At 52.7% G+C, this 12,322-nt stretch carries 12 protein-coding genes; 10 read left to right on the top strand and 2 right to left on the bottom strand.

The genetic code is table 11. The features are described from left to right. The first annotated feature begins 3 nt into the window (after positions 1-3). The 3 genes from hisF to SH467x_RS21200 all read left to right on the top strand — a co-directional run bounded on the left by hisF (position 4) and on the right by SH467x_RS21200 (position 3,583). Positions 4-783, top strand: coding sequence for an imidazole glycerol phosphate synthase subunit HisF (hisF, locus tag SH467x_RS21210; RefSeq protein ID WP_482369090.1), 780 nt, complete (start codon positions 4-6; stop codon positions 781-783). Positions 784-877: 94 nt separating this feature from the next. Beyond that, positions 878-2,062 carry a type IV pilus twitching motility protein PilT gene (locus SH467x_RS21205; protein ID WP_482369089.1) on the top strand — a complete coding sequence of 395 codons (1,185 nt, stop codon included), beginning with the start codon at positions 878-880 and terminating at the stop codon, positions 2,060-2,062. A gap of 129 nt (positions 2,063-2,191) precedes the next feature. Then, positions 2,192-3,583: an ATPase, T2SS/T4P/T4SS family gene (locus tag SH467x_RS21200; protein ID WP_482369088.1), complete on the top strand. Its 1,392-nt coding sequence runs from the start codon at positions 2,192-2,194 to the stop codon at positions 3,581-3,583. 76 nt (positions 3,584-3,659) lie between these two features. On the opposite strand, the gene SH467x_RS21195 is transcribed toward SH467x_RS21200, so the two are convergent. After that, a complete protein-coding gene (locus tag SH467x_RS21195; RefSeq protein WP_482369087.1) occupies positions 3,660-4,007 on the bottom strand; it encodes a hypothetical protein in 348 nt (115 codons plus the stop codon). Next, a complete protein-coding gene (locus SH467x_RS21190) occupies positions 4,004-4,918 on the bottom strand; it encodes an HDOD domain-containing protein (protein WP_482371407.1) in 915 nt (304 codons plus the stop codon). Before SH467x_RS21190 ends, SH467x_RS21195 begins: the two co-directional genes overlap by 4 nt. Before the next feature lie 315 nt (positions 4,919-5,233). On the opposite strand from SH467x_RS21190, the gene SH467x_RS21185 reads away from it, so the two are divergent. The 7 genes from SH467x_RS21185 (at position 5,234) to hisH (ending at position 12,157) form a co-directional block, all read left to right on the top strand. Further along, positions 5,234-6,013, top strand: coding sequence for an ABC transporter ATP-binding protein (locus tag SH467x_RS21185; RefSeq protein WP_482369086.1), 780 nt, complete (start codon positions 5,234-5,236; stop codon positions 6,011-6,013). Continuing rightward, a complete protein-coding gene (locus SH467x_RS21180; RefSeq protein WP_482369085.1) occupies positions 6,010-8,199 on the top strand; it encodes an ABC transporter permease subunit/CPBP intramembrane protease in 2,190 nt (729 codons plus the stop codon). The genes SH467x_RS21185 and SH467x_RS21180 overlap by 4 nt, the downstream gene beginning before the upstream one ends. A 48-nt stretch (positions 8,200-8,247) precedes the next feature. Further along, positions 8,248-8,676, top strand: a complete 429-nt coding sequence (locus SH467x_RS21175) for a TadE family protein (protein ID WP_482369084.1) — start codon at positions 8,248-8,250, stop codon at positions 8,674-8,676. Between the two features lie 4 nt (positions 8,677-8,680). Beyond that, positions 8,681-9,781, top strand: a complete 1,101-nt coding sequence (locus SH467x_RS21170; RefSeq protein ID WP_482369083.1) for a vWA domain-containing protein — start codon at positions 8,681-8,683, stop codon at positions 9,779-9,781. 6 nt (positions 9,782-9,787) lie between these two features. Then, the gene (locus SH467x_RS21165; RefSeq protein ID WP_482369082.1) at positions 9,788-10,201 is read left to right on the top strand and encodes a TadE/TadG family type IV pilus assembly protein; all 414 of its coding nucleotides are present in this window, start codon (positions 9,788-9,790) and stop codon (positions 10,199-10,201) included. Between the two features lie 224 nt (positions 10,202-10,425). Beyond that, entirely contained in the window at positions 10,426-11,400 is a 975-nt protein-coding gene (locus SH467x_RS21160) for a DUF1559 domain-containing protein (RefSeq protein ID WP_482369081.1), read from the top strand. Positions 11,401-11,509: 109 nt separating this feature from the next. Continuing rightward, a complete protein-coding gene (gene hisH, locus SH467x_RS21155) occupies positions 11,510-12,157 on the top strand; it encodes an imidazole glycerol phosphate synthase subunit HisH (protein ID WP_482369080.1) in 648 nt (215 codons plus the stop codon). Positions 12,158-12,322: the final 165 nt, after the last annotated feature.

The following is a 12,322-nucleotide window of genomic DNA, read 5'->3' as shown; positions in this document are numbered from 1 at the left end:
AAGATGCTGGCCAAAAGAGTCATCCCCTGTCTCGACGTTCATGGCGGGCGAGTCGTCAAAGGGACTAATTTTCTCAATCTTCGCGATGCGGGAGATCCGGTCCAGATCGCCCAACGCTATGAGGCCGAAGGGGCCGACGAGCTTGTTTTCCTCGATATCACGGCAAGCCACGAGGATCGGGGAATCATGCTCGATGTGGTGCGGCGTACGGCCGAGCAAGTCTTCATGCCCCTCACGGTTGGTGGAGGTATTCGGACGATCGAGGATATTCGGCAACTCCTTCAGGCGGGATGCGACAAGGTCAGCATCAATTCGACGGCTTGCAAAAACCCCGATCTGGTGCGTCAAGCGTCCGAGCGATTCGGGGCCCAATGCATCGTGGTCAATATCGATCCCAAACGTGTCCTGCGAGACGGAAACGAGTTCTGGGAGGTCCATATTCACGGCGGCCGAACCCCGACCGGTCTCGAGGCGGTCGCTTGGGCCAAAGAAGTCGAACGTCTCGGCGCGGGAGAAATCGTCCTGACCAGCATGGACCGGGATGGAACCAAAGACGGATACGACTTACCCATCACAGCAGCGGTGAGCGATGCAGTCGATATCCCTGTTGTTGCAAGTGGCGGTGCCGGCCACCCCATCCACATGGTAGACGCGATCCGAATCGGAAAAGCGGACGCCGTTCTAGCCGCGAGCATCTTCCACTTTGGCGAGTTCACCATCGAGGAAACCAAGCGTCTGATGGCACAAAATGGAATTCCGGTGCGACTGGGCTCCTCGCATTAGGGATTTGGATCGTTGTAGACTAGAATGGAGTGAAGGCACTTGGGCCCTTCTCGCTAATTCTGATTCTCTTCGTTTCCCGAACTGCTCGAACCTTATGGCAACAGCTGAAGCCCGTCCGCAGACCAACAAGTCGACTCCTGCCGCCGACGAATTGGCAGCATCCCTTTTGCAGACCAAATCGGAGCTGGAGGTCGATAAACTCTTCAAAGCCTGCGTCAAACTCGAAGGTAGCGACTTGCACCTTAAAGTCGGAACACCTCCGATCGTCCGAGTCAAAGGGGATTTGAAACCGCTCAATCGCCCCCCCATTGAAGTCGAGGAAATGGTCCGGCTTTTGATCCCCATGCTCGACGATCGAAACAGACGCATTTTTGAAGAAGAGGGAGGAGCTGACTTCTCCTACACCGTCAATGTCGACGGCGAGAACTGGCGATTCCGGGTGAACATGTTGAAACAGCTCGGCAGACCGGGTCTGGTCGCACGGCGAATCAATAACTTCATTCCCAACTTCGAAGGGTTGTTCCTCCCGCCGATCCTCGAAGATCTCTGCAAGTTCGATCAGGGGATGATTCTGCTCGCTGGGGTTACCGGGTCCGGGAAAAGTACATCCATCGCCTCGATGTTGAACTGGATCAATCGCAACTACCGCAAACATATCCTGACTCTCGAAGATCCTATCGAGTTCGTGTACACGGAAGACAAATGTCTCATCAACCAACGCGAAGTGGGTACCGATGTGAAGAACTTCGAAATCGCGATGAAGCATGCGGTGCGGGAAGACCCGGACATCATCCTCGTCGGTGAAATGCGGGACCAAGAAACGTTTATGACCGCGATCCACGCAGCGGAAACCGGTCACTTGGTGTTCGGAACCATTCACGCTTCGACGGCACCCTCGACCATCGGTCGTATTCTCGACTTGTTTCCGGAAGAATTGCACGGAGCGATTCGAAACGCGATGGCGTTCAATATGAAGGGGATCATCGCGCAAAAATTGCTTCGCTCGATTCGTCCCGGTGTGAGCCGCGTTCCCACCTGCGAAGTCATGACGTTCAGTCCCATGATCCGAAAACTGATCTTGGAAGGTAAAGATCAAAAGCTCTCCGATGCGATTCGAATCGGTGCCGAGGAAGGGATGCAGGACTTCACAATGAGCCTGAAGCAGCTCATCGATGAGGGGTTGATCGATCGACCCACTGCCTTCGAAGTGGCCCCCAACCCGGATGCGCTCAAAATGGCTCTCAAGGGGATCAACGTCAGCCAGCCTGGTATCATCTAAACCCAAAGCAACTTTGTGCGGCCGCGCTCGAAACCGGATGCGGCCGAGCCTTTTGTACTTCTTCACTACTCCTAAAAGGGCGTCCCCTAATCTCCTCCTCGGCGACCCCTTCCCTAGAGCTTTCTCATTATGATTTTTGGCAAGAAAAAACCAAAGCCTGCTACCTCCGACCCAATGGCCGTGGCCGCTGGAGGTGAGATCACGTTGCCGGCATTGGAAATCAAGCAAATCGGTATCCCGAAAGACGAAGCTCAAGGTCTATCGATCGCGGCGCGGCAACTTCCTGGATACCCGGTTGCATTGATCGTGATTGCCAATGCCATCGCTGGGCGGGCTGACCGTATCCACATGGATTATTCGACGAAGGGAGCGATTGTTCGCTATCGAATCGACGGTGTCTGGGAGACATTGCCCCCTATGGACCGCGCGACAGGCGATGGCGCCCTCGTGGCAATCAAAAAGTTATTGGGATTGAATCCCGCGGAAAGACGTGCGAAGCAGGAAGCGAAGTTTGCTACCAACTTCAAGGAAATCGACTGGGTCATCTCGTTCATGAGTGCCGGGGTACCCACCGGAGAACGTGTCCTATTCACGATTGAGACGAAGAAACCAACGCTTAAATCGCTGTCCGATCTCGGAATGCGCGACTCCATGATCGAGTCGTTTCGAGGCATGCTCAATGGCGATCGAGGCCTGGTCATCGTAAGTGCCCCGCCGACCCACGGTTTGCCATCCCTTTGGCGAGTCGCTCTCGAAAATGCCGACAAGTTTGTTCGAGATTGGGTCTCGCTAGAGAACAAAGCCGACGCGGACCCAGAAATCATCAATGTGACACAAAACCTATTCGAGCCGGGAGTGGGAGATCCTCCACTTGGGCAATTTGCGAAGCTGATGCTCCGACAACCCGATGTTCTCGTCATGCCGTCTCTGATCGATGACGACATCGTCGAGGCTGTCTACGATCAATTAATGACCCACGGAAAGCATGCCGTCACCCGCGTTGTCGCGACCGATGCCGTAGATGCTGTCCTTCAACTCATGCTCAAACACCGCGCACAAGCCAAAAATATTGTGAAGATGGTGTCGGGCGTCATCAATGCACGCTTGGTGCGACGGCTTTGCGATCGCTGCAAACAACCGTATCAGCCCAATCCACAACTCCTCCAAAAACTCGGTGTCCCTGCCGGTAGAATTCAAAAACTATGGAACCCCACCATTCCACCACCGCCCGAACAACGCGTGGACGCCAATGGTAAACCCATCGAAATTGAAATCTGCAAAAAGTGCAACGGACGCGGCTACTTTGGACGCATGGCAATCTTCGAATTGCTCACCGTCGACGATGTCTTGAAGCAAGCGTTCTTAAAGTACTCCGGGAATCCCGATGAAATTCGGAAGATCGCTAAGCAACGAAATCATCTTGGGTTCCAAGAAGAGGGAATCGCGGCATGTGCTTTAGGGCACACATCGCTCCAAGAAATCCAAAAGATGCTAGCAGCCAAGCAAGCTCCACAAGGATAGCTGCTACGGTCGAAAGTAACCTCCACCGGGGCAACAATCGTTCAATGGGAACACCCTACGGCATCGGATCGGAAGCCTAGGGGATCATCAAGTCGACCAATCGGCTTTGCGCTTTGATGGCGCGAATCAAGATCCAGATTTGATTCGGCTCGAATTCGCACGGTGAACTGGTAGCCAATTGATCTAGTTCCTGCGCGACTGCACTTTGCTGATCGATCAGGGACTGCAGTCGCAAATAGGCGCTCTGGATCTGACACCGAATAGGCCCATCGAGCGTCGCATCGGAAACGCCGTTTTGTCCAAGCGATTCCTGACGCAACATCATCGCAACGGCCAGTTGAAGCCGAGGCTCCAATGCAGGCAATTCCGATGAGATCGCCTGCAAGATCATCTCGTTGGAAATATTTGGAACGGTCTCGATCATGCGTGATGACTCTCTTCCTCGCGAAGCCAATCCGCAAGGGATCTTTCGGGAACCGGCAGCTTGAGGATGGGCGCGAATTCGGCAAACGAAGCATCGACCGCACCGATGAGTTCATCCAGATCGACTTCGATCTCTCCGGTGATCTGATCCAGTTTCTCCATGAAGGAATCGTGCTCAAGCCACTGTTGATCCCTGCAAGATGGCAGCAAGGATGCTACTGCAACGCACGCTGCATCTTTCTTCGGAGACGCACCTGTTAGCAATTCGTCGACGTCTGGGTGACGTTCGATCAATACAGCAAACTCTTCTGGCAATCTCCAATTGCGGCATAGAGCACCAGCAGCTTGTGCATGGTCCCAACCAAACACTTCTTTCTCGAGCGAGGAAAGGCGTACCTTCTCGATGGCTCGTCGTTCGATCAGCTTCTCATACTCCTCTGGAAGGGCCTTCAACAGAAGTGGGATCGCCATGTCTTGAAGAAGGGCCGCAGCAAACAAATCTTCGGCATTCGGAAGTTTGAGAACACGCCCGAGACTTCTTGCGAAGACTGCTCGTCGCAACGAATCCTGCCATAGACTCTTCAAGTCAAATGGGCCGAACTTGGGATTGGGCACCAATGCAAATACGGCGCTCCACAACGCAAAATTCTTAACCGTCCGAACACCAAGAAGCGACAACGCTTGATGAATGGACGCGATCTCACGAGAGAAGCCGAAGTAGGATGAATTAACGAATCGAAGAATCTGCCCCATCAACCCCGCGTCCGCTTCGATCGGCTTCGCATACTCCGCGGGTCCGTTTCGCGTGTCCTGGGACAGCTCGAGGAGACGCATAGCGCTCGTCGGCAAGGCTGGCAGTTGGGTGTTTGCCAACACTTCTTCCAAATTTCGAACCTTCTGGACTTTGTTCATACTCAAGACAACACTCGACGCGATATGGGGCACTTTACGGGCTACAAGTCGAACCAGTTCGACGGTCGAAGCCTAGATCCAGCATTCCCGATGGCAAATCGACTTGAGGGATTTTGCGAAAGATTCGGCTGTATCTCATTGTGCGTGGCCAAAGACTATCGATTGGGAGGATTAATCCGAAGCTATTACTTGGAGAGAGGGAATCCCCGTAATCTCCTTGAGGATCAGGAATCTTTGCCTAGTCGGTAAGGTAAGTCTCTTTCAACGCCAGTGTTGTTCTGGTCCGTCAACTGATTGCAAATACCGGTAGAACGCATGGAATTAGTTCAAGTCCAAAACCTTACCAAGATCTACCCCGATACGCTGGCCGGTGAATATCGTGCGTTGGATGGGATCTCGTTCTCGGCTAAGGCCGGGGAAGTCTTCGGACTGCTTGGTCCAAACGGCGCTGGGAAAACCACGGCGCTACGAATTCTAGCTACGATCCTGAAACCTACTTCGGGGCATGCCAAGGTATTTCATTTCGACGTCGCCAGCCAAGCGGACTACGTTCGCCATTCCATTGGATTTGTTTCCAACAATACAGCCATCTATGACCGAATGTCCGCTTGGGAGATGGTTGAATACTTCGGTAGGCTCTATGGAATCGACGAGGATGCACTCGAAGAACGAATGCAATTCATGTTCGACCAACTCCAAATGCGGGACTTTCGCGACTGTCCCGGAGCCAAAATGTCGACGGGAATGAAGCAAAAAGTCTCGATCGCACGCGCACTCGTTCACGACCCACCCGTGCTGATCTTCGATGAAGCTTCTCTTGGGTTGGATGTATTGGTAGCGAGGACGCTGCAATTGATTGTGAAGGAGCTCCGCGATCAAGGGAAATGCATTATCTATTCAACGCACATCATGCGTGAAGTCGAGCGATTATGCGATCGCGTCGCGATCATGTACAAAGGAAGAATCGTCGATACAGGCACCTTGGACGAATTGGCAGATAGGCACAGTCAACGCGATTTTGAAGAACTATTCTACCAGTTGCTCCTTCGCGGCGATGCTCCTATGGAGTCGCTCTTCGCAGGAGGCGTCTCATGAATTGGGCCCATGTAAAACTGATCTTCGAACGAGAGGTTCGAGATCAATTACGAGATCGTCGAACGATGTTCACGATCTTCTTCCTGCCCTTGCTTCTCTACCCCCTCATGGGGATGGTGCTATTCGAGGTCGCGCAGTTTCATAAGCCAGACGCAATCGTTGTCGGCGTCGTTCATGACGATAATGTTCCACCGGAGCTTGGACGACTCACAAAACCTGATTCTCAGGTTTCTTGGAAGAGAATAGACTCCGATCCAAAACTGAATCAGCTTTTGGACGCCGTGAGCCTTCTACGGCAGGACTCGGATCGAACGGTCCTTTCGCAGACTTCGAAAGCGATAGAGCAAGTTCTCAAGCAGCATGAAATCGACCTCATGATTCATGTGGGGGAGGTTGCGGACGGAAAGAAGTGGACAGATTCGTTACAGGTCATCAGCAATCAACGTTGGGAACGCTCGGTCGTAGCCTCGAATCTATTTCAGGCGAAATTCGAGCAGCTCCATCAAGATACCCTTCGCACCACGCTCGAAAACGCAGGGCTCGCACCCTCGTCCTTGGAACCACCGAAATTGCACTGGGTGGATGTCGCTCCCGCTGAATCGAAACGTTCGATGATTTGGACGAAGATACTTCCCTTCGTCATGCTTGTCTGGGCGTTGACCGGTGCTTTCTATCCTGCAATCGATTTGTGCGCTGGAGAGAAAGAGCGGGGCACTCTCGAGACGTTGCTTTGCAGTCCAGCTAGACGGCGCGAGATTGTTTGGGGAAAGCTTCTGACAATTCTTTGCTTTAGTCTCGGTACCGCCATTCTAAACTTATTGAGCATGTACACGACCGCGTCGGTGGTCATGACTCGATTTCAAGGTGCGCCGGGGAACCAAATGATGGCCGCATTGGGGCCTCTCCCACTGCACTCACTGGCTTGGCTTATTCTGCTGGTCTTGCCCATCTCCGCGATGTTCAGTGCCTTGGCCTTGGCAGTTGCGAGCCTGGCGAGGAGCACCAAAGAAGGTCAGTATTACTTGATGCCATTGCTGTTGGTCGGCATGCCGCTGGTGATGCTCCCCATGATTCCAGGTGTTACCCTTGCGCCAGGAACGAGTGTGATTCCGATCACTGGAGCGGTTCTATTATCTCGAGCTTTCATGGACGGAGAATACCTGCAGGCCTTCCTGCACCTTCCGACGGTTGGGATTGTAACGGTGTTCTGTACCCTGCTAGCGACTCGCTGGGCGGTGCGTCAGTTTGAGAACGAGAGTGTGATGTTTCGCGATGGAGCACGAACTTCGATCAAAAACTGGATCCGCGATGCGTGGAGAAAAAGAGAGAACACGCCCACTGCGAACGAATCCATCTTGTGTGGCTTATTAATATTGGTGTGCCTATTCTTCGGCAGACTGAGTATTCCAACAAGCGAGCTTCACTGGGCTGGGATCGTTCAATCGACCCTGATCATCCAAATCGGTATGATGCTAGCGCCTGCCCTCATTATGGCGACGATTTTAACTCGATCCCTACGGCAGTCTCTTCGATTGAATGCGGTGTCGATCCGTGAAGTCATGGCATGTGCTGCGTTAGCACTTGTTTTACATCCCACCTATAGTGTCATCGCGTCCATTATTGGGCACGAATATAGAATAGGCGAAGAAACCATCGAGCTTCTTCGCCAGTTCGACTACATACTTTCGACAGCTCCCTTTCTCTCTGTCATATTGGTAATGGCACTCTTGCCAGCTGTGTGCGAAGAACTGGTTTTCCGTGGTTTCATTTTTTCTGGATTGCAGCGAGATTCGGGCCACCTACGCGCCGTTCTTCTGTCCGCATTTCTCTTTGGATTATCCCACGGTGTACTGCAACAAACCATCTCCGCGAGCTTGATGGGACTTTTGCTCGGCTGGATCGCCTATCGAACAGGCGGAGTCGCTTGCACGATTGTATTTCACTTCGTTCATAATTCGGTTTCGATGTTTATTGCAACCAGTAGCTCCCGAGGTGAAATGGTTCCCGATTGGATGAGCTGGGCAATCACCATCGATCAAGGCGTTTGGGCGTACACAGATATGTGGAATACATTGAGTGTAGGCATTGCGATCAGTCTAATCGCTTGGATCGCTACGATGCGAACGCCTAACCGAATCCGAATGCAAAACTATTTGTCGAAGAAGGCAAATTCAATCGCTCCATGACCTAGTAATTGGTGTGAAGAAGCTTTCGAAATTGAATCCGTATTTGCCATGTTAATTCCATACGCCAAACATCGAACCAGTCGACTAACCTCTGCAAAGTCCCGATATGGCGGGGCCTTGGTGGAGTTTGCCGTATGCCTTCCTGTAATCATGATCTTGCTGCTTGGAAGTATGGAAGCGACTTCAGCGATATTCGTGAAACAGGCGCTGGCTACGAGCGCATACGAAGGTATTCGCGAAGCGGCAAAAACCGGGGCGAATACCGCAGATGCCGTCGCGAGCGCGGAACGCGTTCTCACGGCGAGAGGTATTCGTGGTGCCACGGTCCGGATGACCCCAGAGGAAGTCTACGGAGTTCCCAGAGGTTCCAATGTCGTCATCGAGGTTAGTGCTTCGTATGCAGCCAACAGTCCCTTTTTTGGGCATGTCCTATCCGATCGCACCACCACGGTCCGAACTGTCATGTCCAAGGAGTAAGAGTATGCGATCTCCCGCCAGAATCACGTTACGGAAAAGCGGTTCATCGTCCTCATTGCCACCCAAATGGATGCCAAAGGGGAGCGGGAATGTATCGAATCAGCAACGAACAGGAGCGATGCTCGTTCTTCTCTGCGTCATGATGTTTGCATTTGTTGCCATCATTGCCTTCTCGGTTGATGTCGCCTACATGAACTTGGTGAAGACCGAGCTTCGAACGGCCACGGACGCTGCATCCAAGGCGGCGGCGGAAAACTTGGCGAGAACCCAAGACATCGCTTCGGCGACAGCGAGAGGAATCGAAATCGCGAATGAAAACCTGGTCGCCAATAGAAGGCTTCAGCTATCCAACGACGATTTTGAGTTTGGCCGATCGGATCTAACGTCGTCCGGCGCGTTCGTTTTTCAGAGCAATGGGACGCCTATCAACAGCGTTCGTGTGCGAGGCGAAAGAACAGAGGGATCGCTCTCGGGTAGTGTCGGACTGTTCTTCGGACGTGTATTGGGTGTATCCGCATTCGAGCCTGTGGAGACCTGTACCTCGACTTATATCCAACGTGACATCGTATTGGTCTTAGATCGTTCTGGTTCAATGATGGACGACAACAAGTATCGTGATCTTCGAAGCGCGGTCCGTCTCTTTGTCGACATTATGAAGGATAGCCCGGTGGAAGAGAGAATCGGTCTGGCGTCGTATTCCTCCGATGCGACCGAGGATATTGCGCTTACGACCAATTTAGATCTCATCACATCGCGCGTCGATCGAATGCCTTTTTCTGGATTGACAAACATATCGGGTGGTATCGATTCGGGACGACGCATTATTTCCAGCGGTCGGTCGCCGATGTTCGTAGAAAAGACGATCATCCTCATGACCGATGGACTACAAAATCGAGGACGCGCTGCTAGGCTCGCGGCGCAGGACGCATACTCAGAAGGCTCGTCAATACACACCATCACGTTTGGTAGGGACGCTGACCGGCGTAGCATGCAGGAAGTCGCCACGATCGGCAAAGGCCGTTATTACCATGCATCAAGCGGTAGTGAACTTGAATCGGTCTTTCGTGAAATCGCGTTGACTCTTACCAGTATTATCACGGAGTAATCGCGTATGGTTCGAGCTCGTTTGGATCGTTGCAAATCGAAGCGGACAGGCGCTACCACCGTTGAGTTCGCTGTGACGTGTAGCTTTGCTTTTTTCTTCTTTTTTGCCTCGCTCGAGTTCTCGCGCGTTTCGATGTACCGTCATACAGTTGAAAACGCACTTTATGAGGGAGCGCGAGCAGGGATCGTCCCCGGGGCATCGGCGGACAAGGTTCGGGACAAAACGAGGGAGCTCTTGGCGATCGCGGGAATAAGCGACGCAACGATCGATGTTACGCCGGCTGTTCTGACCAAAGACACACCGCGAGTCAACGTTCGCGTTCGCATGCGACTGGATCGTGGACTTTACGCCCCTGCATTTTATTTCCTTGGGAAAACACTGGACCGCTCCTTCGAAATGGCTCGAGAGGGAGTCCGCTGAGCGCCCAACGACACTCTCCTTCTCGCAATGCATTTGTCGCGGAGGGATGCGCGCGTGTTCTACAAGCGAGAGTTGGCAAAATGGTTGCATTGTAGTACCGTCCTAACTAACTTGGGCAGCATCAACAACCAGGGTGACTCGCTTGTGTTGTTGCTTATCGCAATCGCCTTCGATGGGCCTGCGTAGGACAAGCGAGAATTTGGAGTGGACCGAGAAACGTGTCGATGCCGAGTGCTAAACAAGTCCCAGCGAACACGAGGCAAGCTGTCACGCTTGTCGAACTCTTGGTCGTCATAGCGGTCATCGGAATTCTCGTTGGCCTTCTAGTTCCGGCGGTTCAATCGGCTCGAGAAGCGGCTCGAAGACTTCAATGCCAAAACAATTTGAAACAAGTTGGTCTTTCTGTCCTCGCGTTTGAATCGGCGGAACGGGTGTTCCCAGCTTCTGGATGGACACAGTCAGGACCTGGAAACCCGCACGGCAGATTCGTTGGGTGGAGGACGATCGTTCTTCCCTATTTGGAGCAATCCTCGGTGAGGGAACTTTACCGCATCGATCAAAATTGGTGGGAGGGAACCAATCTCGCGGTTGCCAGTATTCCTATCCCAATATGGATGTGCCCGAGCACGCCCGAATTGTCACCCGTGCAGTTTGCCATTGCAAAATCGCCACGACCGTCGCTCTCGCTTAGTCTTCCGCTTGCGCGGGCGGACTACGAGGCTGTACAAGGAGTGCAGCCGTCGTCGATTGCCAATCCCATCTACACGTCCGCCAATCGGTTTTCCGTCATGCACCGGAATTCCAGGAATTCGTTTGCGTCGATTACCGATGGATCATCGAACACAATCATGATCGCGGAAACAGCAGGGAGGCCCTTCGTCTTTCGACGTCGCTTACGCAACGATAGCCTACTAAACGATCAAGGAATCGGGTGGGCCGATAGCGAAGGGGCCTATAGTTTGGACGGTGCAAATCAGGACGGCACCGCCGAAGGGTGTACGCCGTCGTTGGGGTGCAATGTTCCTATGAATGCACGGAACGATAACGAACCATACAGTTTCCATCCATCTGGAGCCCATTTTCTATTTGCAGATGGTCATGTGGCTCATCTCTCCAATTCGATGGAGCTTTCGATTTTAGCTGCTCTCTGCACACGTGCCGCCGGCGAGGTTACTTCAGACTTCGCAACCGAACCTTGAGACAGGTTGATGAGTCTCTTGAATCGCACAGTTGCTACCTTTTCAACTTGAAGTCGATCGATTCAACTAATGACCGGCGCGAGGCTGCAATTACTTGTGAAAGGAACTTATGAGCGTTTCCGTTGGGATTGTCGACTATCAGATGGGGAATCTGCGAAGCGTTGCCAAGGCAATCGAGAATGTGGGCGGAAAGAGCATCGTGTCTTCCAATCCATCCGAATTGGAAATGGCGACTCACCTGATTCTTCCAGGAGTGGGTGCCTTTGGCGATGCCATGCACGAGTTGACGAAGCGAGATTTGATCCCTTGGATTCGCGATTGGGTTCATCAAAATCGACCCTTTCTGGGGATCTGCCTGGGAATGCAGCTTCTGTTCGATTCCAGCGAAGAAGGGGGCTCTCATGCTGGGCTTTCTATCATTCCTGGGAAAGTCATTCGATTTAGAAATGAAGGATTGGCGGCCGAGGCGCACAGAAAGATTCCGCACATGGGATGGAATCAAGTGACGTCGACGATCTCCCCCGATCCGATGTTGGCAGGGGTGCCTTCCCATCCATTTGTCTACTTCGTTCACAGCTATTACTGCGTACCCGACGACCCCTCAATCACCTGGTTGACGTGTGACTATGGGCAAACATTCTGCGCAGCGGTGCGTCGAGGGAATCTGCTGGCCACCCAGTTCCATCCGGAGAAGAGCCAGGCTGATGGACTACGATTGCTCGGGAATTTTCTACAACTACCGGTTGAAGGGAATTAATCGGCCGTTGGGTTCAATCTGTCAACATGCTATCTCCGTGAATGTGATCTGGCCCGATCCACAAAAGCGGCCGATTCTATTGGGAAAGAACCCAATTTGGCTCTCGTAAAGTCGCTGTTCCGTTGACAACGAGCTAGTATAAAACAAGCGATCGCGAGTGGGAGA

The sequence above is a fragment of the Brakhagea slesvicensis genome (assembly GCF_052161625.1).
Taxonomy (GTDB): Bacteria; Planctomycetota; Planctomycetia; order Pirellulales; family Pirellulaceae; genus JBKCUI01.
This window is presented reverse-complemented; position numbering and strand designations above follow the sequence as displayed.

Excerpts from the sequence above, each read along its gene's own strand:
- hisF (WP_482369090.1), top strand. The coding sequence starts at position 4 with ATGCTGGCCAAAAGAGTCATCCCCTGTCTCGACGTTCATGGCGGGCGA.
- SH467x_RS21205 (WP_482369089.1), top strand. The coding sequence starts at position 878 with ATGGCAACAGCTGAAGCCCGTCCGCAGACCAACAAGTCGACTCCTGCC.
- SH467x_RS21200 (WP_482369088.1), top strand. The coding sequence starts at position 2,192 with ATGATTTTTGGCAAGAAAAAACCAAAGCCTGCTACCTCCGACCCAATG.
- SH467x_RS21195 (WP_482369087.1), bottom strand. The coding sequence starts at position 4,007 with ATGATCGAGACCGTTCCAAATATTTCCAACGAGATGATCTTGCAGGCG.
- SH467x_RS21190 (WP_482371407.1), bottom strand. The coding sequence starts at position 4,918 with ATGAACAAAGTCCAGAAGGTTCGAAATTTGGAAGAAGTGTTGGCAAAC.
- SH467x_RS21185 (WP_482369086.1), top strand. The coding sequence starts at position 5,234 with ATGGAATTAGTTCAAGTCCAAAACCTTACCAAGATCTACCCCGATACG.
- SH467x_RS21180 (WP_482369085.1), top strand. The coding sequence starts at position 6,010 with ATGAATTGGGCCCATGTAAAACTGATCTTCGAACGAGAGGTTCGAGAT.
- SH467x_RS21175 (WP_482369084.1), top strand. The coding sequence starts at position 8,248 with ATGTTAATTCCATACGCCAAACATCGAACCAGTCGACTAACCTCTGCA.
- SH467x_RS21170 (WP_482369083.1), top strand. The coding sequence starts at position 8,681 with ATGCGATCTCCCGCCAGAATCACGTTACGGAAAAGCGGTTCATCGTCC.
- SH467x_RS21165 (WP_482369082.1), top strand. The coding sequence starts at position 9,788 with ATGGTTCGAGCTCGTTTGGATCGTTGCAAATCGAAGCGGACAGGCGCT.
- SH467x_RS21160 (WP_482369081.1), top strand. The coding sequence starts at position 10,426 with ATGCCGAGTGCTAAACAAGTCCCAGCGAACACGAGGCAAGCTGTCACG.
- hisH (WP_482369080.1), top strand. The coding sequence starts at position 11,510 with ATGAGCGTTTCCGTTGGGATTGTCGACTATCAGATGGGGAATCTGCGA.